The sequence below is a fragment of the Streptomyces sp. NPDC020681 genome, from assembly GCF_044334895.1.
Lineage (GTDB): Bacteria > Actinomycetota > Actinomycetes > Streptomycetales > Streptomycetaceae > Streptomyces.
The window spans coordinates 167531-187813 of the sequence record NZ_JBIRTX010000008.1 but is presented as its reverse complement, the minus strand read 5'-3'; the positions used below and the strand labels follow the sequence as shown (position 1 = coordinate 187813).

General features: G+C 69.3%; 19 protein-coding genes and 1 tRNA gene. 8 read left to right on the top strand and 12 right to left on the bottom strand.

Annotated elements, in window-relative coordinates; genetic code table 11:
- Window positions 1-132: 132 nt before the first annotated feature.
- The 4 genes from galT (at window position 133) to ACH4YL_RS20965 (ending at window position 4346) form a co-directional block, all read left to right on the top strand.
- Window positions 133-1173, top strand: a complete 1041-nt coding sequence (gene galT / locus ACH4YL_RS20980) for a galactose-1-phosphate uridylyltransferase (RefSeq protein ID WP_398508892.1) — start codon at window positions 133-135, stop codon at window positions 1171-1173.
- On the top strand, window positions 1170-2135 hold the full coding sequence (gene galE, locus ACH4YL_RS20975; protein WP_398508891.1) for a UDP-glucose 4-epimerase GalE: 966 nt from the start codon (window positions 1170-1172) through the stop codon (window positions 2133-2135). The genes galT and galE overlap by 4 nt, the downstream gene beginning before the upstream one ends.
- A gap of 13 nt (window positions 2136-2148) precedes the next feature.
- Window positions 2149-3255 (top strand): galactokinase, encoded by a 1107-nt coding sequence (gene galK, locus ACH4YL_RS20970; protein ID WP_398508890.1) that lies wholly within the window; start codon window positions 2149-2151, stop codon window positions 3253-3255.
- Between the two features lie 293 nt (window positions 3256-3548).
- Entirely contained in the window at window positions 3549-4346 is a 798-nt protein-coding gene (locus ACH4YL_RS20965) for a LuxR C-terminal-related transcriptional regulator (protein WP_398509094.1), read from the top strand.
- Here ACH4YL_RS20965 and tamR read toward each other — a convergent pair.
- Complete coding sequence (gene tamR, locus ACH4YL_RS20960; RefSeq protein WP_398508889.1) at window positions 4305-4802, bottom strand: MarR family transcriptional regulator TamR; 498 nt, start codon at window positions 4800-4802, stop codon at window positions 4305-4307. The two genes, ACH4YL_RS20965 and tamR, sit on opposite strands and share 42 nt — an antisense overlap.
- Window positions 4803-4934: 132 nt before the next feature.
- On the opposite strand from tamR, the gene ACH4YL_RS20955 reads away from it, so the two are divergent.
- Complete coding sequence (locus tag ACH4YL_RS20955) at window positions 4935-5759, top strand: trans-aconitate 2-methyltransferase (RefSeq protein WP_398508888.1); 825 nt, start codon at window positions 4935-4937, stop codon at window positions 5757-5759.
- Window positions 5759-5986 (top strand): hypothetical protein, encoded by a 228-nt coding sequence (locus ACH4YL_RS20950; RefSeq protein WP_398508887.1) that lies wholly within the window; start codon window positions 5759-5761, stop codon window positions 5984-5986. Before ACH4YL_RS20955 ends, ACH4YL_RS20950 begins: the two co-directional genes overlap by 1 nt.
- 76 nt (window positions 5987-6062) lie before the next feature.
- On the opposite strand, the gene ACH4YL_RS20945 is transcribed toward ACH4YL_RS20950, so the two are convergent.
- From ACH4YL_RS20945 to ACH4YL_RS20935, 3 genes are all read right to left on the bottom strand, one after another.
- Window positions 6063-7820 carry an FG-GAP repeat domain-containing protein gene (locus ACH4YL_RS20945; protein WP_398509093.1) on the bottom strand — a complete coding sequence of 586 codons (1758 nt, stop codon included), beginning with the start codon at window positions 7818-7820 and terminating at the stop codon, window positions 6063-6065.
- 162 nt (window positions 7821-7982) lie between these two features.
- Window positions 7983-8654 (bottom strand): TetR family transcriptional regulator, encoded by a 672-nt coding sequence (locus ACH4YL_RS20940; protein ID WP_398508886.1) that lies wholly within the window; start codon window positions 8652-8654, stop codon window positions 7983-7985.
- On the bottom strand, window positions 8651-9631 hold the full coding sequence (locus ACH4YL_RS20935) for an acyl-CoA desaturase (protein WP_398508885.1): 981 nt from the start codon (window positions 9629-9631) through the stop codon (window positions 8651-8653). Before ACH4YL_RS20935 ends, ACH4YL_RS20940 begins: the two co-directional genes overlap by 4 nt.
- Window positions 9632-9844: 213 nt before the next feature.
- Between ACH4YL_RS20935 and ppc the strand changes: the two genes are divergently transcribed.
- Window positions 9845-12574, top strand: a complete 2730-nt coding sequence (ppc, locus tag ACH4YL_RS20930) for a phosphoenolpyruvate carboxylase (protein WP_398508884.1) — start codon at window positions 9845-9847, stop codon at window positions 12572-12574.
- Between the two features lie 81 nt (window positions 12575-12655).
- Here the strand turns inward: ppc and ACH4YL_RS20925 are convergent, their stop codons facing one another.
- The 7 genes from ACH4YL_RS20925 to ACH4YL_RS20895 form a co-directional block, all read right to left on the bottom strand.
- Window positions 12656-13315 (bottom strand): LPXTG cell wall anchor domain-containing protein, encoded by a 660-nt coding sequence (locus tag ACH4YL_RS20925; protein WP_398508883.1) that lies wholly within the window; start codon window positions 13313-13315, stop codon window positions 12656-12658.
- 209 nt (window positions 13316-13524) lie between these two features.
- Window positions 13525-13992, bottom strand: a complete 468-nt coding sequence (locus ACH4YL_RS20920; RefSeq protein WP_398508882.1) for a hypothetical protein — start codon at window positions 13990-13992, stop codon at window positions 13525-13527.
- A 55-nt stretch (window positions 13993-14047) separates the two neighbouring features.
- Window positions 14048-14644, bottom strand: coding sequence for an aminoacyl-tRNA hydrolase (gene pth / locus ACH4YL_RS20915; protein WP_398508881.1), 597 nt, complete (start codon window positions 14642-14644; stop codon window positions 14048-14050).
- A 103-nt stretch (window positions 14645-14747) separates the two neighbouring features.
- A complete protein-coding gene (locus tag ACH4YL_RS20910) occupies window positions 14748-15344 on the bottom strand; it encodes a 50S ribosomal protein L25/general stress protein Ctc (RefSeq protein WP_398508880.1) in 597 nt (198 codons plus the stop codon).
- A gap of 192 nt (window positions 15345-15536) precedes the next feature.
- Window positions 15537-16514: a ribose-phosphate diphosphokinase gene (locus tag ACH4YL_RS20905; protein WP_398508879.1), complete on the bottom strand. Its 978-nt coding sequence runs from the start codon at window positions 16512-16514 to the stop codon at window positions 15537-15539.
- A gap of 109 nt (window positions 16515-16623) precedes the next feature.
- Window positions 16624-18072: a bifunctional UDP-N-acetylglucosamine diphosphorylase/glucosamine-1-phosphate N-acetyltransferase GlmU gene (gene glmU, locus ACH4YL_RS20900; RefSeq protein ID WP_398508878.1), complete on the bottom strand. Its 1449-nt coding sequence runs from the start codon at window positions 18070-18072 to the stop codon at window positions 16624-16626.
- Window positions 18073-18180: 108 nt separating this feature from the next.
- Window positions 18181-18252 (bottom strand) — tRNA-Gln (locus tag ACH4YL_RS20895).
- Window positions 18253-18431: 179 nt separating this feature from the next.
- Between ACH4YL_RS20895 and ACH4YL_RS20890 the strand changes: the two genes are divergently transcribed.
- The gene (locus ACH4YL_RS20890; RefSeq protein ID WP_398508877.1) at window positions 18432-19775 is read left to right on the top strand and encodes a sensor histidine kinase; all 1344 of its coding nucleotides are present in this window, start codon (window positions 18432-18434) and stop codon (window positions 19773-19775) included.
- Window positions 19776-19780: 5 nt separating this feature from the next.
- On the opposite strand, the gene ACH4YL_RS20885 is transcribed toward ACH4YL_RS20890, so the two are convergent.
- Window positions 19781-20275: an SUKH-3 domain-containing protein gene (locus tag ACH4YL_RS20885; protein WP_398508876.1), complete on the bottom strand. Its 495-nt coding sequence runs from the start codon at window positions 20273-20275 to the stop codon at window positions 19781-19783.
- Between the last annotated feature and the right edge of the window lie 8 nt (window positions 20276-20283).

Genomic DNA, 20283 nt, shown 5'->3' with positions numbered 1-20283 from the left:
GGCGGTCGGCACGGTCTCCGATGTGCTCATTCATCTGAAGGTGTCCGCGCCCGTGCGCATCCATTGACTGGACTGTTGGCTTGTGGTTTGTTGTGTTCGGTTCTGTTTGTTGGGAGGCTGAGGAGCCCCATAGTGAAGAAGACGTCGACCCGGCTCGCCGACGGTCGTGAACTGCTCTACTACGACTCCCGCGACGACGCCGTACGCGACGCTGTCGACCGGCGCCCGCTCGATCCCATCTCCACGACCTCCGAGGTTCGCCGCGATGTGCTGCTCGGCGACTCGGTTGCCATCGCCTCGCACCGCCAGGGCCGTACCTACCACCCGCCGGCCGACGAATGCCCGCTCTGCCCGTCCCGCGACGGCCGCCTCAGCGAGATCCCTGCCGCGGACTACGACGTCGTCGTCTTCGAGAACCGTTTTCCCTCCCTGGCCGGTGACTCTGGCCGCTGCGAGGTCGTCTGCTTCACCTCCGACCACGACGCCTCCTTCGCCGGCCTCGGCGAGGAGCGGGCCGCTCTGGTGCTGGACGCCTGGACCGACAGGACCGCCGAGCTCGCCGAACTGCCGCAGGTGGAGCAGGTCTTCTGCTTCGAGAACCGGGGTGCCGAGATCGGTGTGACGCTCGGGCATCCGCACGGCCAGATCTACGCGTATCCCTTCGTCACCCCGCGCACCGAGCTGATGCTGCGCTCCGCCGCCGAGCACCGGGAGCGCACCGGCCGCAACCTCTTCGACGATCTTGTCGAGCGCGAGCTGTCCGACGGCGAGCGCGTGGTCCTCTCCGGCGAGCACTGGGTCGCCTTTGTGCCGTACGCCGCGCACTGGCCGTACGAGGTGCACCTCTATCCGCGGCGGCGCGTGGCGGACCTGCGGGCGCTCGGCGACGCGGCGCGCACAGAGTTCCCACAGATCTATCTGGAACTCTTGAGACGCTTCGACCGGATCTTCGGCGACGGCGAACCGCCCACGCCGTACATCGCGGCCTGGCACCAGGCGCCGTTCCGTGCGGTCCAAAGTGACTTCGGGCTCCATCTCGAGCTTTTCACCATCCGCCGCACTTCCGGCAAGCTGAAGTTCCTCGCGGGTTCCGAGTCCGGTATGAGCGTGTTCATCAACGATGTGCCGCCGGAAACCGCGGCCGAGCGACTGCGAGAGGTAGCGACCCAGTGAACAAGTACCTGGTGACGGGCGGAGCCGGATACGTCGGCAGCGTGGTGGCGCAGCACCTGCTGGAGGCCGGGTACGAGGTGACCGTCCTCGACAACCTCTCCACCGGCTTCCGCGAAGGCGTGCCCGCGGGCGCGGCCTTCATCGAGGGCGACATCCGCGACGCCGCCAAGTGGCTGGACCCTTCCTACGACGCGGTGCTGCATTTCGCCGCCTTCTCGCAGGTCGGCGAATCCGTGGTGAAGCCCGAGAAGTACTGGGCCAACAACGTCGGCGGGACGATGGAACTGCTCGCCGCCATGCGCGCCGCCCGCGTCCGTAAGCTCGTGTTCTCGTCGACCGCGGCGACGTACGGCGAGCCCGTCTCGACGCCGATCACCGAGTCCGACCCGACCGCGCCGACCAGTCCGTACGGTGCGTCCAAGCTGGCCGTCGACCACATGATCACCGGCGAGGCCGCGGCGCACGGGCTCGCGGCCGTCTCCCTCCGCTACTTCAACGTGGCCGGGGCGTACGGATCCTGCGGCGAGCGCCACGAACCCGAGTCCCATCTCATCCCGCTGGTGCTCCAGGTCGCGCTCGGCAGGCGCGAGTCGATCTCGGTGTTCGGCGACGACTACCCGACGCCCGACGGCACCTGCGTACGCGACTACATCCATGTCGCCGACCTCGCCGAGGCGCATCTGCTCGCGCTGGACGCGGCGAGCGCCGGCGAGCATCTGATCTGCAACCTCGGCAACGGCAACGGCTTTTCGGTGCGCGAGGTCATCGAGACCGTGCGCCAGGTCACCGGACATCCGGTGCCGGAGATCGTGGCCGCGCGCCGCGGCGGCGACCCGGCGGTGCTGGTGGCCTCGGCCGAGGCGGCGCGGGACCGGCTCGGCTGGCGGCCGAGCCGTGCCGACCTGGCGGGAATCGTGGCGGACGCCTGGGCTTTCGCCCGGGCGAGGGAGAACACGGCATGAGGGAGACCGAGGCATGAGCGAAGGCGTGTGGGCGGCGCCCGGCAGGGTGAATCTGATCGGTGAACACACCGACTACAACGACGGTTTCGTGATGCCTTTCGCGCTGCCGCACACCACGGTCGCCACCGCGGCCCGCCGGGACGACGGCCTGCTGCGGCTGCACTCGGCGAGCGTCGGGGGCGGCGCCGTCGAACTGCGCGTCGCCGACCTGACGCCGGGCCACGGCACGCGCAGCTGGACCGACTATCCCGCCGGGGTGGTCTGGGCGCTGCGGGACGCGGGCCACGAAGTGGGCGGCGCGGACTTCCACTTCGAGTCGACCGTGCCGACGGGCGCGGGGCTCTCGTCCTCCGCCGCGCTGGAGGTCGTCACCGCGCTGGCCCTGAACGACCTGTACGAACTGGGCCTGGAGCGATGGCGGATGGCCCGGCTGTGCCAGCGCGCCGAGAACGTCTACGTCGGCGCGCCCACCGGGATCATGGACCAGACGGCCTCGGCCTGCTGCACCGCGGGCCACGCGCTGCACCTGGACACCCGGGACCTGTCCCAGCGCCAGATCCCGTTCGACCTGGCGGCACTCGGCCTCGAACTGCTGGTGGTCGACACCCGCGTCAAACACGCCCACAGCGACGGCGAGTACGGCAAGCGCCGCGCGGGCTGCGAGGCCGCGGCGGCACAACTCGGCGTCGCAGCGCTGCGGGACATCTCGTACGAGGCACTGCCACAAGCACTCGGGCGCCTCACCGACCCGGAGATCCGGGCCCTGGCCAAGCACATCGTGACGGAGAACCACCGGGTCGAACGCGTGGTGTCCCACCTGGAGTCGGGCGAGGTCCACGCGATCGGCCCGATCCTCAACGAGGGCCACGCCTCCCTGCGGGACGACTTCCGTATCTCCTGCCCCGAACTGGACCTGGTGGTGGACTCCTCGCTGGCGGCGGGCGCGCTGGGAGCGCGGATGACCGGCGGCGGCTTCGGCGGATCGGCGATCGTCCTCACCGACGTGTCGACGAAACCGACGGTGACGAAGTCCGTCCTGGAAGCCTTTGCCGCCGCGTCCTACCGCGTCCCGCGGATCTTCTCGGCGACTCCGGCACCCGGCGCGACCCGGCTCTCCTGAGCACAACCGGCGCGTATCTTTGTCGACTTCCGCCTCAATACGAAACTTCTGGCACACCGTGCACAGCCTGGACAATCAGTTCTGCAAATAGCCTTCCGCTGCCGTCCCCCAGCCGTACGCTGATGCTCAGCACCGGTGGGGGCCGGTGTCGATCAGGGGGCGAGACAGTCGGGTACGACGCCCGGGGTGGGGTATCAGTCACAGCACGGCGGCGGCCGTAGCGACCGCTGAACTCCCTTCTCTCCGGGCGCCGTACCCGCGACGGCCCGTCCTCCGACACTGTGGGGGTGTCTGTGGTTCGTATCCGGGTCCTGGTGGTGGACGACCACCGAATCTTCGCCGAGTCACTCGCTGCCGCCCTCGCGGCCGAGCCCGATGTCGATGTCGCCGCGGCCGGCAGCGGCCCCGCAGCGCTGCGCTGCCTGGAGCGGGCGGCGGCCGAGGGGCGCAGATTCGATGTCATGCTCGTCGACGCCGACCTCGGCACATGCGTGGTGCCCGGCGCGAACGGCGTGGCGAACGGCGCCCGCGCGATGGTCGCCAGAGCGGTCCCGGACGACGGCGAGGACGGCCTCGTCGACGGTATTTCGCTGGTCGTCGGCGTCCGCACCGGCCAGCCGTCGGTCCGTACGGTCGTGCTCGCCGAGAAGGACGACCCGCGCCGCGCGGCCCTCGCCCTCCAGGCCGGCGCGTCCGGCTGGGTCGCCAAGGACTGCTCGTTGCAGCGGCTGCTCGCGGTGATCCGCGGAGTGCTCAGGGACGAGACCCATCTGCCGCCGGCGCTGCTCACCGGCGTCCTGCGCGAGTTGACCGCGGCCCGCAAGCACCGCACCGAAAGCGAGCGGCTCGTGGAGTCGCTCACGCCGCGCGAGCGGGAGGTACTGCGCTGCATGGTCGCGGGCCTGGGGCGCAAAGCCGTGGCCGAGCGCCTGTTCCTTTCACCGCACACCGTCCGTACGCATATGCAGAATGTGCTGGGAAAACTTGGAGTGCACTCCACGCTCGCCGCGGTCGCTCTCGCCCGCCGGGCCGGCGTCGGCCCGGTCGACCTAGCCGGGGATGTTGTCGAACGGGGCGGTCAACTGGCGTAGCAGCGCCGCCAGTTCCCCCCGCTGGGCCCGCGACAGCTCGGCGAGGATCGCGCGCTCCTGAGCGAGCAGTCCGGCCAGCGCCTGGTCCGCGCGGTCTCGGCCCTCCGGGGTCAGCCGCACCAGCACGCCGCGCCGGTCGCTGGGGTCGGGCAGCCGCTCGACCAGGTCCTTCTTGGCGAGCCTGTCGATGCGGTTGGTCATCGTGCCGGACGTGACCAGGGTCTGGGTGAGCAACTGGCCCGGTGAGAGCTGATACGGGGCGCCGGCGCGCCGCAGCGACGTCAGTACGTCGAATTCCCACGGCTCAAGATTGTGCTCGGAGAACGCGATCCGGCGTGCCCGGTCGAGATGCCGGGCGAGCCGAGAGACGCGGCTGAGCACCTCGAGCGGTTCCACGTCGAGGTCAGGGCGCTCCCGGCGCCATGCTGCGACCAGTCGATCGACCTCGTCCTCCATGTCGATCAGTCTAGATGATCCCTCGACATGAAGTCTCTTGACGTCGAGATATATTCTGCCGGACGATTGGGCATGGTCGGGCCGGAACCTCGTTCCGTTTCGGCACACCGTTCCAGCAAAGGGGGCTCGAACATGCATTCCGCGCCAACCTGGGATCCACACCAGTATCTGCGCCACGCCGGGCATCGCACCCGCCCGTTTCTCGATCTTCTCGCGCGCATTCCGGAACTGCCCGGGCGAGGCGGCAGGCCCGCCCGGATCGCGGACATCGGCTGTGGTCCCGGCAATGTCACCAAACTGCTCGCCGACCGATGGCCCGACGCACATATCACCGGTTTCGATCTCTCGCCCGAGATGCTCACGCTCGCCGAGAAGGACTACGCCGGGACCACATCGGGCGGCGGCTGGCTGGACTTCAGGCCGGGCGACGCCGCGCACTGGACACCCGACGAACCGTACGACCTGATCGTCTCCAACGCCGCGCTGCAGTGGGTGCCCAACCATCCCGAGTCGTTCCCGCACTGGGTCGACGGCCTCAACCCCGGCGGCACCCTGGCTTTCCAGGTCCCCGGCAATTTCACCTCGCCCAGCCACGCGCTCCTCGGCGAACTCTGCGACACCCCGCAGTGGCGCACCCGCCTCGGCGACCAAGGACGCCGGTTCATCCACATCCTGGAACCGGCGGACTATCTCATCCGGCTCGCGGACCTCGGCTGCGAGACGGACGCATGGGAGACCACATATCTCCAACTCCTCACCGGCGAAGACCCGGTACTGGACTGGGTGAAGGGCACGGCACTGCGCCCGGTCCTCACCGAACTCGCCGACGATCCGGACGTCGCGCACGAATTTTTGGCCCAGTACCGCGATCTGCTCCGCAAGGCATATCCACCGGGCCCGCACGGCACGGTGTTTCCCTTCCGCCGAATATTTGCCGTCGCCCGAAAGGCGTTCTGATGCTCTTAGCCGTCCACCACGTCCAGCTTGCCGCGCCTCCCGGATCGGAGGACGCGCTGCGCGCCTATTACACGGACGTCCTGGGCATGACGGAGATCCCCAAGCCCCCGGCCCTCGCGGCCCGCGGCGCGAAGGTGACATGGGACGGCGAACTTCCCGGCCATCGGCGCTTCTACTCGCAGGACCCGGTGGGCAACCGGCTGGAGTTCCTGGAACCGGCGGATTGAAGGGCTGGCGCCGTGAGCAACGGCAGCGCCCCGCCGCCGGGTGACCGGTGACGGGGCGCTGTCCGTAGGCCGTTGCTCAGTGCAGGGTGGCGTACGTGTTCCAGCCGTTGCCGACCTTGGCCTTCGCCTTGAAGGCGCCGAAACCGTTGGCGTCGTAGCGGTACAGCTCGCCGGCGGCGTTGACGCCGACGATGTCCGCGAGACCGTCGCCGGTCAGATCGCCGGGGGCCGCCAGCTTGTTGTAGGTGTTCCAGCCGGAGCCGATCAGCGTGCGCGCCTTGAAGGGCGCGGTGGCCGAGCCCGTACCGGCGTACAGGTAGAGCTTGCCGTCGGTGCCGCGGGCGATCAGATCCGCGCGGCCGTCGCCGTTGACATCACCGGCGCCGAGCAGCTTGTTGAACGCGTTCCAGCCGGAGCCGAGCCTGATGCGGGGCGAGAACGTCGTGCCGGAGCCGTCGCCGCGGTACAGCCACAGCACACCGGAACTGTCGCGCGCCAGCAGGTCGCCCTTGCCGTCGCCGCTCAGGTCGCCGACGCCGACGAGGTGGGTGTAGATGCCCCAGCCGCTGCCGATGTGCCAGGCCGACTGGGTGTAGTGGCTCAGGTTGTACAGCGAGCCGTTGTAGAGCTCGAGCAGCTCGCCGAAGCCGTCGGCGTCCAGCGCGGAGCTGAAGGTGATCTTCGCTCCCTGGAACCCGCCGATGTCGCTGGCCTGATTGCGCGCGCTCAGCAGGCCGTTGTTCATGGCGTAGTACGCCCAGAGCGTGCCCTTGGTGTCGATGCCGACGAGCTCGTTCTTCCCGAAGTGCGGGTTGTTGCCCGCCCCGACGAACTGGGACGCCGCGTTCCAGCCCGAGCCGCCCTGCTGACGGGCCTCGAACGCGCCCGTTCCGGTGGAGATGTAGCTGTAGAGCACGCCGGCCGGCGTACGCGCGAGGACCTCCGCGTACCCGTCGCCGTTCAGATCGTCGATGCCGAAGATCTGGTTGTAGCCGTTCCAGCCGTTGCCGACCTTGACGCGGCCCTTGAACGGGCTGCTGACGTCGGGGTTGCCGGAGTAGAAGTACAGCTCACCCGCAGGGTTGCGGGCGAACAGGTCGGCGATGGCGTCGCCGTTGACGTCGTTCACGCCGATGAGCTGGTCGTAGCCCTGCCAGCCGGAGCCGATCTTGATCCGCGGACCCATGGGCGCGGCTGCACCGGGCGTCGTCGGGTAGAGGTACAGATCGCCCGTCGGCGTACGCGCCAGGATGTCGCCGCTGCCGTCACCGGTCAGATCGCCGGGCGAGAACACCTTGTTGTAGATCTGCCAGCCGGTGCCGAACCAGATGTTCAGGCCGCCGGAGCCGTTGCGGTGCGCGGCGAGGCGGCCGCTCGACAGCAGGGTGAAGTGGACGGGGCCGGTGGCCTCGAGCCCTGCGACCGTGAAGACGTCCTTGTAGCGCTCGTTCTCCGCCTCGCTGGACGCGAAGTTGTACACGTAGTCCGGATCGCCGTTGGACGGCGTCACCCAGATCTGGTTGTCGATCCCGCGGTAGATGAGCTCGCTGTAGCCGTCGCCGTCGATGTCCGCGCGCGGCTTCGCGACCGGTACGTCGTCCTGCGCCTCCACCGTGACCCGGCTGTCGCCGGTCCCGGTGGCCTTCGGCGCGGACTTGGGCAGCGTCAGAGTCGGGTGCTGAAAGACCGGCTTGGTCTGCTCGACCGGCGCCGGCGGGGTGTCGTCCGCCGCGGCCGGGACGGCGAGCAGCATGCCGGCCGAGACGGCCAGCGCCGTGCAGGCCGCAATTCTGCGCGCACGTCTGAAGGGCGCGCTGAAGCGGCCGGGTTCCACTGAAGACAAAGGTCCCCCCCTGGGGAAAATGGTGGAACCGGGTTGAAGACGTTCGCAGTTGCTCGATCTGAGTCGATCTGAGTGCGAACCGATCCCCGGAATAGGCAGAACTCTACAGCCGTCGATTCGGAGCCGGAAGAGACTAAATGCAGAGTGCAGCGGTCAGTTTTTCCGGTGCCCTATCAGCCGCGGCTTCTGCTCGAGACCGTCCAGGCCGTGCCACGCCAGATTCACCAGATGCGCGGCGACCTCGGCCTTCTTCGGGCGGCGGGCGTCCAGCCACCACTGGCCCGTCAGCGCGACCATGCCGACCAGCGCCTGCGCGTACAGCGGCGCCAGCTTCGGGTCGAAGCCGCGGTTCTTGAACTCCATGCCGAGGATGTCCTCGACCTGCGTGGCGATGTCGCTGATCAGCGAGGCGAACGTACCCGTCGACTGGGCCACGGGGGAGTCCCGGACGAGAATGCGGAAACCGTCGCGGTAGGTCTCGATGTAGTCGAGCAGCGCGAAAGCCGCCTGCTCCAGCAGCTCACGCGGATGTCCGGCGGTCAGCGCGCTGGTCACCATGTCGAGCAGCTGGCGCATCTCGCGGTCCACCACGACGGCGTAGAGCCCCTCCTTGCCGCCGAAGTGCTCGTACACCACCGGCTTGGAGACCCCGGCCTTGGCCGCGATCTCCTCGACCGACGTCCCTTCGAAACCCTTCTCCGCGAAGAGCGTGCGACCGATGTCGAGCAGTTGCTGGCGGCGTTCCGCCCCGGTCATCCGGACTCTGCGCCCGCGCCTGGGCTTGTCGCTGCTGGTACTGCCGTCGATCGCCACGTCATCAATCATGCCGCTTCGGCGGCCTCGCTCTTGCGCCGGGCTTCGATCCGCTCGGAGTCGGGCCAGCGCACGTCATGGGCCCAGCCGAGCATCTCGAACCAGCGGATGATCCGGGCGCTGGAGTCGACCTGGCCGCGCAGCACGCCGTGCCGGGCGCTCGTCGGGTCGGCGTGGTGGAGGTTGTGCCAGGACTCGCCGCAGGAGAGCACCGCGAGCCACCACACGTTGCCCGAGCGGTCACGCGACTTGAACGGCCGCTTGCCCACCGCGTGGCAGATCGAGTTGATCGACCAGGTGACATGGTGCAGCAGCGCCACACGGACCAGCGAGCCCCAGAAGAAGGCGGTGAACGCGCCCCACCACGACATCGTGACCAGGCCGCCGACCAGCGGCGGAATGGCGAGCGAGAGCATCGTCCAGTAGATGAAGTCGCGGGAGATCCGGCGCAGCGCCGGGTCCTTGATCAGATCCGGTGCGTACTTGTGCTGCGGCGTGCGCTCCTCGTCGAACATCCAGCCGATGTGCGCCCACCACAGGCCCTTCATCAGCGCGGGCACACTCTCGCCGAAGCGCCACGGCGAGTGCGGGTCGCCCTCGGCGTCGGAGAACTTGTGGTGCTTGCGGTGGTCGGCCACCCAGCGCACCAGCGGGCCCTCGACCGCGAGCGAGCCCGCGACGGCGAGCGCGATCTTCAGCGGGCGCTTCGCCTTGAAGGAGCCGTGCGTGAAGTGGCGGTGGAAGCCGATCGTGATGCCGTGGCAGCCGATGTAGTACATCGCCACGAGCAGGCCCAGATCGAGCCAGCTCACCCCCCAGCCCCAGGCCAGCGGCACGGCCGCGAGCAGGGCGACGAAGGGCACCGTGATGAACAGCAGCAGGGCGATCTGCTCGACCGACCGCTTGCTGTCCCCGCTGAGAGTGGCATAGGGGAGCTCGGCCGAGGGCGTCTCGGGGGCGTCGTCGAGCAGATCGGGGCTTGTCGTCATTGGGGGTCCCCTGTGGGGTGAGAGATACCGGTGACCGCGTTACGCATGCGTAACCTACGGCATCGTAAGTATGGCAGTGCCTGGCCTCGCGGCAAGAGACCTGTGGATAACGTCAGGGAAATGGACACCTATCCTGGGTGTCGTCGGACAGCGCGGTCCGCAAGCCTCCAGTACCCCTCCAGACGTGCTCAAACACTGCAAGGAGCCGCACCTGTGAGCAGTGCCGACCAGACCTCCACCGCCAGCGCCGAATTGCGGGCCGACATCCGCCGACTGGGCGACCTGCTGGGCGAGACGCTCGTCCGCCAGGAAGGCCCCGAGCTTCTGGACCTCGTCGAGCGGGTCCGCCGCCTGACGCGCAGCGACGGTGAGGCCGCAGCCGAGCTGCTCGGCGACACCGACCTGGAGACCGCCGCCAAGTTGGTACGCGCGTTCTCCACCTACTTCCATCTGGCGAACGTCACCGAGCAGGTGCACCGCGGCCACGAGATGCGCGAGCGGCGGGCCGCCGAGGGCGGGCTGCTTGCCCGCACGGCGGACCGGCTCAAGGACGCCGACCCCGAGCATCTGCGCGAGACCGTCAAGAACCTGAACGTACGGCCCGTGTTCACCGCGCACCCGACCGAGGCCGCGCGCCGTTCCGTACTGAACAAGCTGCGCCGCATCGCCGCACTGCTGGAGTCGCCGGTCAGCCCCGCCGACCGGCGCCGGCACGATCTGCGGCTCGCCGAGAGCATCGACCTCATCTGGCAGACCGACGAACTGCGGGTCGTCCGGCCCGAGCCCGCCGACGAGGCCCGCAACGCGATCTACTACCTCGACGAACTCCACGCCGGCGCCGTCGGCGACGTCCTGGAGGACCTGGCCGCCGAACTGGAGCGCGTCGGAGTCGAACTGCCCGCCGGCACCCGCCCGTTGACCTTCGGCACCTGGATCGGCGGCGACCGCGACGGCAACCCGAATGTCACCCCCGCCGTGACCTGGGAAGTCCTGATCCTCCAGCACGAGCACGGCATCACCGACGCGCTCGAGGCCATCGACGGCCTGCGCGGACTGCTCTCCAACTCCATCCGCTACACCGGCGCGACCGAAGAGCTGCTCACCTCGCTCCAGACCGACCTGGAGCGGCTGCCCGAGATCAGCCCCCGCTACAAGCGGCTCAACGCCGAAGAGCCGTACCGCCTCAAGGCCACCTGCATCCGGCAGAAGCTCGCCAACACCCGCGAGCGCCTCGCCAAGGGCACTCCGCACGACCCCGGCCGCGACTACCTCGGCACCGCGCAGCTGGTGCACGACCTCACCTTGATCCAGACCTCGCTGCGCGCACACCGCGGCGGGCTCTTCGCCGACGGCCGCCTGGACCGTACGATCCGCACGCTCGCCGCCTTCGGCCTCCAGCTGGCGACGATGGACGTACGCGAGCACGCCGACGCGCACCACCATGCGCTCGGGCAGCTCTTCGACCGGCTCGGCGAGGAGTCCTGGCGGTACGCGGACATGCCGCGCGACTACCGGCAGAAGCTGCTCGCCAAGGAACTCAGGTCGCGCAGGCCGCTCGCCCCGACGCCCGCGCCGCTCGACGCCGCCGGGGAGAAGACCCTCGGTGTGTTCCACACCGTCAAGGAAGCCTTCGAGCGCTTCGGGCCCGAGGTCATCGAGTCGTACATCATCTCCATGTGCCAGGGCGCGGACGACGTCTTCGCGGCGGCTGTGCTGGCGCGCGAGGCCGGTCTGATCGATCTGCACGGCGGCTGGGCGAAGATCGGCATCGTGCCGCTGCTGGAGACCACGGACGAGCTGAAGGCCGCGGACGTGATCCTCGAGGGGATGCTCGCCGACCCCTCGTACCGCCGGCTCGTCTCGCTCCGCGGCGACGTCCAGGAGGTCATGCTCGGCTACTCGGACTCGTCGAAGTTTGGCGGCATCACCACCTCGCAGTGGGAGATCCACCGGGCCCAGCGCAGGCTCCGTGACGTCGCCCATCGCCATGGCGTACGGCTGCGGCTCTTCCACGGCCGTGGCGGCACCGTCGGCCGCGGCGGCGGCCCCTCGCACGACGCGATCCTCGCGCAGCCGTGGGGCACGCTCGAAGGCGAGATCAAGGTGACCGAGCAGGGCGAGGTCATCTCCGACAAGTATCTGATCCCCTCCCTGGCCAGGGAGAACCTGGAGCTCACGGTCGCCGCCACGCTCCAGGCGTCCGCCCTGCACACCGCGCCCCGCCAGTCCGACGAGGCGCTGGCCCGCTGGGACGCGGCCATGGACACGGTCTCCGACGCGGCCCACGCGGCCTACCGCCGGCTGGTCGAGGACCCGGACCTGCCCGCGTACTTCTTCGCCTCCACGCCGGTCGACCAGCTGGCGGACCTGCACCTCGGCTCGCGGCCGTCCCGCCGGCCGGACAGCGGGGCCGGCCTCGACGGACTGCGGGCGATCCCGTGGGTGTTCGGCTGGACGCAGTCACGGCAGATCGTGCCGGGCTGGTTCGGCGTCGGCTCGGGCCTGAAGGCGCTGCGTGAATCGGGCCTGGACACGGTCCTGGACGAGATGCACGAGCAGTGGCACTTCTTCCGCAACTTCGTCGCCAACGTCGAGATGACGCTGGCGAAGACGGATCTGCGGATCGCCCGTCACTATGTCGACACGCTCGTGCCCGAGGACCTCAAGCATGTCTACGCGGTGATCGAGGCCGAGCACGCGCTGACGGTCAGCGAGGTCCTGAAGGTCACCGGCGGCGAGCGGCTGCTCGACTCGAACCCGGTGCTCCAGCAGACGTTCGCGATCCGGGACGCGTACCTGGACCCGATCTCCTATCTGCAGGTCTCGCTGCTCGCGCGGCAGCGACAGGCGGCGGAACGCGGCGAGGACGCGGACCCGCTGCTGTCGCGGGCGCTGCTGCTGACGGTGAACGGCGTCGCGGCGGGCCTGCGGAACACGGGCTGACGGCACTCCGCCAGGACATACGAGAAGCGGCCCCCTTCCCGTCCGGGGAGGGGGCCGCTTCTCTTTGTGTCTTTACACGCCTCAGTGCTGGCGTGCCGTGCGGCGGCGGGCCACCAGGTAGCCGCCACCGGCGACCAGCGCGGCCGCGACGGCCGCCAGCACGCCGACGGGCGCGCCGTTGCCGGTCTCCGCGAGGTCACCGTCGCCGTTCGGCGACGGGGACGGCGCGGACGTCGGCGCCGTGGAGTCGGACGTCGAGGGGCTGGGCTCGTCCGTCGGCTTGTCCGAGGGCTTGTCGGACGGCTTGTCCGAAGGCTTCTCGCTCGGCTTGTCGTCGTCCTCGCAGTCGGTCCAGAAGACCTTGTGCTTGGCCTCGCCGTGCTCGCCGTCGAAGTTCCAGATGAGCTTGTAGTGCCCGTCGGGCAGGGTCTTGTCGTCCGTACGGCCGTGACCCTCGCCGTCCAGCGTCAGCGAACCACTGTCCGCCAGCTCGCCCTTGGTGCCGGTGGGCGGCATCTCGACGATCTTCCAGTCGACCTTCTGCTCGCCGTCGAACCCGAAGGCGTCGAGGTAGAAGGAGCAGACGTGCGGCTCGTTCTTGCGGAGTTCCTCGCCGGTCTTGGCGTCGTGAATCTTCACGGTGCCGTTGTCGCCGGGCGGGGTGGCATACGCGGCGGGTGCGGCCAGCAGCGAGAGCGCCGCCGCAGTCATCAGTACGCCGGTGGAAGTGAGCGTGCGCATGGGCAATCCAACGTGAGAGTGAGGACGGTGGCCATGGGGGGCGGCTCAGCGTCCTGTGAACTAGAGCGCCGGTCAAGACACTTGATGTCGCATCCGCACCAAGAGTCGATGATTGCCCCAATAGTCCCGTATAACGATCAGGTGAATACGCCCTTCCGGTAAGGCGATTGAGCCTCGGAAGTACTGGCCGGAGGTGCCGGCAGCTCTGCTCAGAGCGCGAAGAACGCTCCGAGCAGCAGTGCCCCGCCCGCCGCTCCGATCGCCCACGCCGTACGCGTCAGCCGCAGCCCGCCGCCGATGACCAGCGAGGCGAGGATCAGTGCGCCGCCCATGGGCAGCCAGGCGTGCAGCGCGCCCGCCGGGCCCGTTCGGACGACCTCCTTCGTGCCCGGCTTCACGACCACCGCGAGCGTCGCGCCCTTCTTCACCGCGACCGACTTCTCGATCTTCATTCCGGTGCGCGGCGCGGGTGTGCCCTCGGGGTCGAAGGGGCCCGTGCAGGTGTCCGTGCCGCAGCCGGTGACCGCGATCGTGCCGTGTTCCCGGCCCTTGGAGAGCAGTACGTGCTGCGCCGTCTCCCACGACGACCAGAATCCGGCCGCGAGCAGTACGAGGGCGACAAGCGCCATCGCGGCCCGCTGGCCGTTGAGGAGCATCCGGGTCCGGTTCAGCTGCATGGTGCGCGATCCTTGGCCATACGACCGCGCTCGGTCAACCTATGGCCTGGCCTTATCAGGAGTTATACGCACTTTGGGCCCGCTCCAGGCCCTCCGTCACCAGACACTCCACCGCGTCCGCCGAGCGGTCCACCATGTAGTCCAGCTCCTTGCGCTCGGCCGACGAGAAGTCCTTCAGGACGAAGTCCGCGACCTGCATCCGGCCCGGCGGGCGGCCGATCCCGAAGCGCAGCCGGTGGTAGTCGGGGCCCATCGCCTTGGTCATGGACTTCAGGCCGTTGTGGCCGTTGTCGCCGCCGCCGAGCTTGAGCCGCAGCATGCCGTAGTCGATGTCCAGCTCGTCGTGGATGGCGACGATGTTCGCCGTCGGCACCTTGTAGAAGTCCCGCAGCGACGTCACCGGACCGCCGGACAGATTCATGTACGACATGGGCTTGGCGAGGATCACGCGCCGGTTCGACGGACCGGGAGACCCGATCCGGCCCTCGACGACCTGCGCCTGCGCCTTCTGCGCACGCTTGAACTTCCCGCCGATGCGCTCCGCGAGCAGGTCGGCGACCATGAACCCGACGTTGTGCCGGTTCGCGGCGTACTCGGGCCCGGGGTTGCCGAGACCCACGACGAGCCATGGGGCGTTCGCGTCGTCGGACATCTGGACTGCGTCTCCTCGCGTGCGGGTGCGTACAGACAGGGAAACGGGGTGGCGGGCCGCAGCCCGCCACCCCGTCAAGCCAAGCTCAGGCAGAGCTTACGGCTCAGGCCTCCGCGGGCTCCTCGCCCTCGGCGCCCTCACCCTCGGCCGCCGGCTCCTCCGCCTGCGCGGCCAGAACCTGCAGGACCACGGTGTCGTCCTCGACGGCCAGCGTCGTGCCGGACGGCAGCGGGACATTCTTCGCCAGGATCGAGTCGCCGGCCGCCAGGCCCGCGATGGAAACCGTCACGGACTCCGGGATGTGCGTGGCCTCGGCCTCGACCGGCAGCGCGTTCAGCACGTGCTCGACCAGGTACGCACCCGGGGCCAGCTCGCCCTCGGTGTGGACCGGGATCTCGACGTTGACCTTCTCGCCGCGCTTCACGATCAGCAGGTCGACGTGCTCGATGTAGCCCTTGATGGCGTCGCGCTGCACGGCCTTCGGGATCGCCAGCTCGGTCTTGCCCTCGATGTCCAGGGAGATCAGGACGTTAGAGGTACGCAGGGCGAGCAGCAGCTCGTGACCCGGAAGCGTGATGTGGACCGGGTCGGCACCGTGACCGTACAGAACACCGGGGACCCGGTTGTTGCGGCGGACGCGACGGGCAGCGCCCTTGCCGAACTCGGAACGGATCTCGGTGGCGAGCTTCACCTCGGACATGTGCACTCCTCGTATTGCAGAAAGAACTCTGGTGGCGGTCACCCGGCCACGACAGGCCTGCTACGAAGAGCGCGTCGATAACGGACCGCCGCACAGAAGTGCGGCCTCCCTCGCCGAGCAACTCGATGAGTCTACCCGGCGGGGAGGCCGCCTCAGAAATCGATCACCAGCGGCCGTCGGCCACCGTGATCCCTACGCCGACTCCTCGAAGAGGCTCGTCACCGAGCCGTCCTCGAACACCTCACGCACCGCCCGCGCGATCGTCGGCGCGATCGACAGCACCGTGATCTTGTCCAGCTCCAGATCCGACGGGTCCGGCAGCGTGTTCGTGAAGACGAACTCACTGACCTTCGAGTTCTTCAGACGGTCGGCCGCCGGGCCGGACAGGATGCCGTGCGTGGCCGTCACGATGACATCCTCCGCACCGTGCGCGAAGAGCGCGTCCGCCGCGGCGCAGATCGTGCCGCCGGTGTCGATCATGTCGTCGACCAGGACACACACCCGGCCCTCGACCTCACCGACGACCTCGTGCACCGTCACCTGGTTCGCGACGTCCTTGTCACGGCGCTTGTGGACGATCGCCAGCGGCGCGTCCAGCCGGTCGCACCAGCGGTCCGCGACCCGGACACGGCCGGCGTCCGGCGAGACCACCGTCAGCTTCGCGCTGTCCACCTTCGCGCCGACATAGTCGGCGAGCACCGGCAGCGCGGACAGATGATCGACGGGGCCGTCGAAGAAACCCTGGATCTGGTCCGTGTGCAGGTCGACCGTGAGGATGCGGTCCGCGCCCGCGGTCTTCAGCAGATCCGCGATCAGCCGGGCCGAGATCGGCTCACGGCCGCGGTGCTTCTTGTCCTGACGGGCATAGCCGTACGACGGGACGATCACGGTGATGCTCCGGGCGGAAGCCCGCTTCAGAGCATCGATCATGATCAGCTGCTCCATGATCCACTTGTTGATGGGGGCGGTGTGGCTCTGCATCAGGAAGCAGTCCGCGCCACGGGCCGACTCCTGGAAACGGACGTAGATCTCGCCGTTCGCGAAGTCGAAGGCCTTCGTCGGCACCAGGCCGACACCCAACTGGTGCGCGACCTCCTCGGCCAGCTCGGGGTGGGCGCGGCCGGAGAAGAGCATCAGCTTCTTCTCGCCGGTCGTCTTGATCCCGGTCACAGCACTGTCTCCTCAGAGGGTTTCTCTGGCCGCGGCAGCACTCAACGCGAACCAGCCGAATTTGTGTGCACGTATCACGGTACGCCGAGTCCGACGCACCTGTTTCCGGTCAGTTCCCTTCGGCGACCTGTTCCGTTGCCACCACGGCTGCCTGGGCGGCAGCGCTTCCCGGGCGCTTACGAGCGACCCAGCCCTCGATATTCCGCTGCTGGCCGCGGGCGACAGCCAGCGAACCCGCGGGCACGTCCTTGGTGATGACCGAGCCGGCCGCGGTGTACGCGCCGTCCCCGACCGTGACGGGAGCCACAAACATGTTGTCCGAACCGGTCTTGCAGTGCGAGCCGATCGTGGTGTGGTGCTTCGCCTCGCCGTCGTAGTTCACGAAGACGCTCGCCGCGCCGATGTTCGTGTACTCGCCGATCGTCGCGTCGCCGACGTACGACAGATGCGGCACCTTCGTGCCCTCGCCGATCGTCGCGTTCTTCATCTCCACGTATGTACCGGCCTTGGCCTTCAGGCCCAGCCTCGTACCCGGACGGAGATAGGCGTACGGACCGACCGACGCCGACTCCCCGATCTCCGCGGAATCCGCGACCGTGTTGTCCACGCGCGCGCCCGCGCCGACGGTGGTGTCCTTCAGCCGGGAGTTCGGGCCGACTTCGGCGCCCTCGGAGAGATGCGTCGTCCCCAGCAGCTGGGTGTACGGGTGGATGACCGAATCACGCTCGAAGGTCACCATGACGTCCACGAGCACCGACGCCGGGTCGACGACCGTGACACCGGCCATCATCGCCCGCTCCAGCAGCCGCTCATTGAGCAGCTTGCGCGCCTCGGCCAGCTGTACGCGGTTGTTGATGCCGAGGATCTCCCGGTGATCGCCCGCGACGGAGGCGCCCACCCGGTGACCGGCTTCGCGCAGAATCCCGAGCACGTCGGTGAGGTACTCCTCGCCCTGGCTGTTGTCGGTGCGCACCTTGCCGAGCGCGTCCGCGAGCAGCTGACCGTCGAACGCGAAGACCCCGGAGTTGATCTCCTTGATCGCCCGCTCGGTCTCGGTCGCGTCCTTGTGCTCGACGATCGCGGTGACGGTGCCGGTGGCGCTGTCGCGCACGATGCGGCCGTACCCGGTCGAATCCGGGACCTCGGCGGTCAGCACGGTCACGGCGTTGCCGTCGGCGGCGTGGGTGGCGGCGAGTGCGGTCAGCGTCTCGCCGGAGAGGAGGGGAGTGTCACCGCACACGACGACGACGGTGCCCTCGGGCGTCCGGCCGAGCTCTTCGAGCGCCATCCGGACGGCGTGCCCGGTGCCGTTCTGCTCGGCCTGAAAAGCGGTGCGGGTGCCGGCGTACTGCTCGGCGAGATGCCCCTTGACCTGCTCACTCGCATGACCGACCACGACGACGAGATGCTCGGGGTCCAGCTCGCGCGCGGCGGCGACGACATGTCCGACGAGGGATCGCCCGCAGATTTCATGCAGGACCTTGGGGGTCTTCGACTTCATGCGGGTGCCCTCACCCGCTGCGAGGACGACGACGGCTGCCGGGCGGTTGGCGCTCACGGGAATGCCCTTCGGCTTCGAGTGGTGGACACCCGAAGGATACCGGGGGCCATCAGGCCGGAAATGCGAGCGGGTCCTGGCCGTGGAGGTCAGGACCCGGACGAAGAGCTCCCCCGCCAGGACTCGAACCCGGACATAAGGCACCAAAAGCCTCAGTGCTGCCAATTACACCACGGGGGATGGCTGAGCCGGGCGGTCCGGGCATCGCTGCCGGGCCGCCGACTGGGCACCCCACACTATGCCGTACCACCTGCCTTCGACGCGACGGGACTTGTCCGGGGCCCGTCACCGCACCGCACGACGCGCAGGGTGCCCGCACCCCAGGAAAATGACTCGCGCCCGCCCGTACGCTGGAAGACATGACCACAACGGGGGCACACCAGGACTCCACGGGCAGGCCCGCCCGTTCCTGGCTGTGGTGGGGACGGCGGCGCAGTATCGCGTTGGACGTGGGGCTTGCGCTGGCCTCCTCTTTCGAGTGCGCGCTGGAGGGCGTGGGGTTCGCGGAGAAAGCCGCGATTCCCGTGCCGATCGGGGTGCTGTTCGGTCTTGTCGTCGGGTCGGTGCTGGTACTGCGGCGGCGCTGGCCGATCGCCGTGGTGCTGGTGTCGATCGCGACCACACCGGCCGAGATGGGCTTTCTGATGGGCGTCGTCGGGCTGTACACGCTCGCCGCGTCCGACATTCCGCGCCGGATCACCGCGACGCTCGCGGGGATGTCGCTGGCCGCGACGCTGATCGTGTCGTTTGTACGGGTCGGCCAGGACGTACAGTCCGCGGACTTCAGTCCGGAGCCCGGCGCCTGGTACGTGCCGACGATGGCCGGCTTCATGTCGCTCGCTCTGACCGCGCCGCCGGTGCTCTTCGGCCTCTACATAGGGGCCAGGCGGCGGCTGATGGAGAGCCTGCGCGAGCGCGCGGACAGCTTGGAGCAGGAGCTGTCGCTGCTGGCCGACCGTGCCGAGCAGCGGGCGCAGTGGGCGCGTACGGAGGAGCGGACGCGGATCGCGCGGGAGATGCACGATGTCGTGGCGCACCGGGTCAGTCTGATGGTGGTCCACGCGGCCGCACTTCAGGCCGTGGCCCTGAAGGATCCGCAGAAGGCCGTGAAGAACGCGGCGCTGGTCGGCGACATGGGCCGGCAGGCGCTGACCGAGCTGCGGGAGATGCTCGGAGTGCTGCGGGCCGGTGACAGCGACAAGCGGCACAAGGCGCCGGTACCGCTCGCGGCGGTCGCCGCGGCGGCAGCCGCGGCAGCGGCCGCGGCGGACGACGACGGACCGTGCATCGCCGATCTGGAGGGCCTGGTCGGGCAGTCCCGGCAGGCCGGCATGGTGGTGGAGCTGTCGGTCCAGGGCGAGGTCCGGGAGTATCCGCCGGAGGTCGAGCAGACCGCCTACCGCGTGGTTCAGGAGGCGCTGACCAATGTCCACAAGCACGCGGTGGGCGCGAAGGTGATGGTGCGGCTCGCGCACCGCGGCTCCGAGGTCGCCATGCAGGTGGAGAACGGCGCCCCGGACGCCGCCGGCGGAGCCGCCGACGCGGATCTGCCCAGTGGCGGCAACGGGCTGGTCGGGATGCGGGAGCGGGTGCTGGGGCTGGGCGGGGTGTTCGTGTCCGGTCCGACGGACGCGGGCGGTTTCCGGGTGTCGGCGGTACTGCCGGACCGCGAGGTCTCCGTCGAGACCGCCCAGCAGCTCTGAGGCGATCAGCCGAACGTCAGGCGCGTCGGCTGGATGCCGGTGACCAGCGTGGTGAGCGCCGCGTCGATGTCCCGGCCGAGATACCAGTCGCCGGTGTGGTCGAGGCTGTAGACCCGGCCTTCGGTGTCGATGGCCAGTACGGCCTGGCTGTCGCCCTCCTCGCCGAGCGGTGACACCTCGGTGTCCAGCGCCCGCCCGAGGTCGGCGAGTGTGCGGGCGAGATGCAGTCCGGCGAGCGGGTCCACCCGCACCGGTGTCGGCGCTGTCTGGCGGCCGGGGCCGGGAGCGGTGATCCGCAGTCCGCCGAATTCCGCCCAGGCTTCGACGGCCGAGGGAAACACGGAGTGCCGGTGGCCCGCGGGGGACGCGTACGAGCGCAGGCTGTCGGCCCAGTGCTCCGCGAGTTTGATGTCCCAGCGGCCCGGCTGCCAGCCCGCCTCGCGCAGCGCGGCGTCGACGGCGACCGGGAACCGGGTGGTGCTGAGGTGGTCGGCGGGCATCGGTGCGG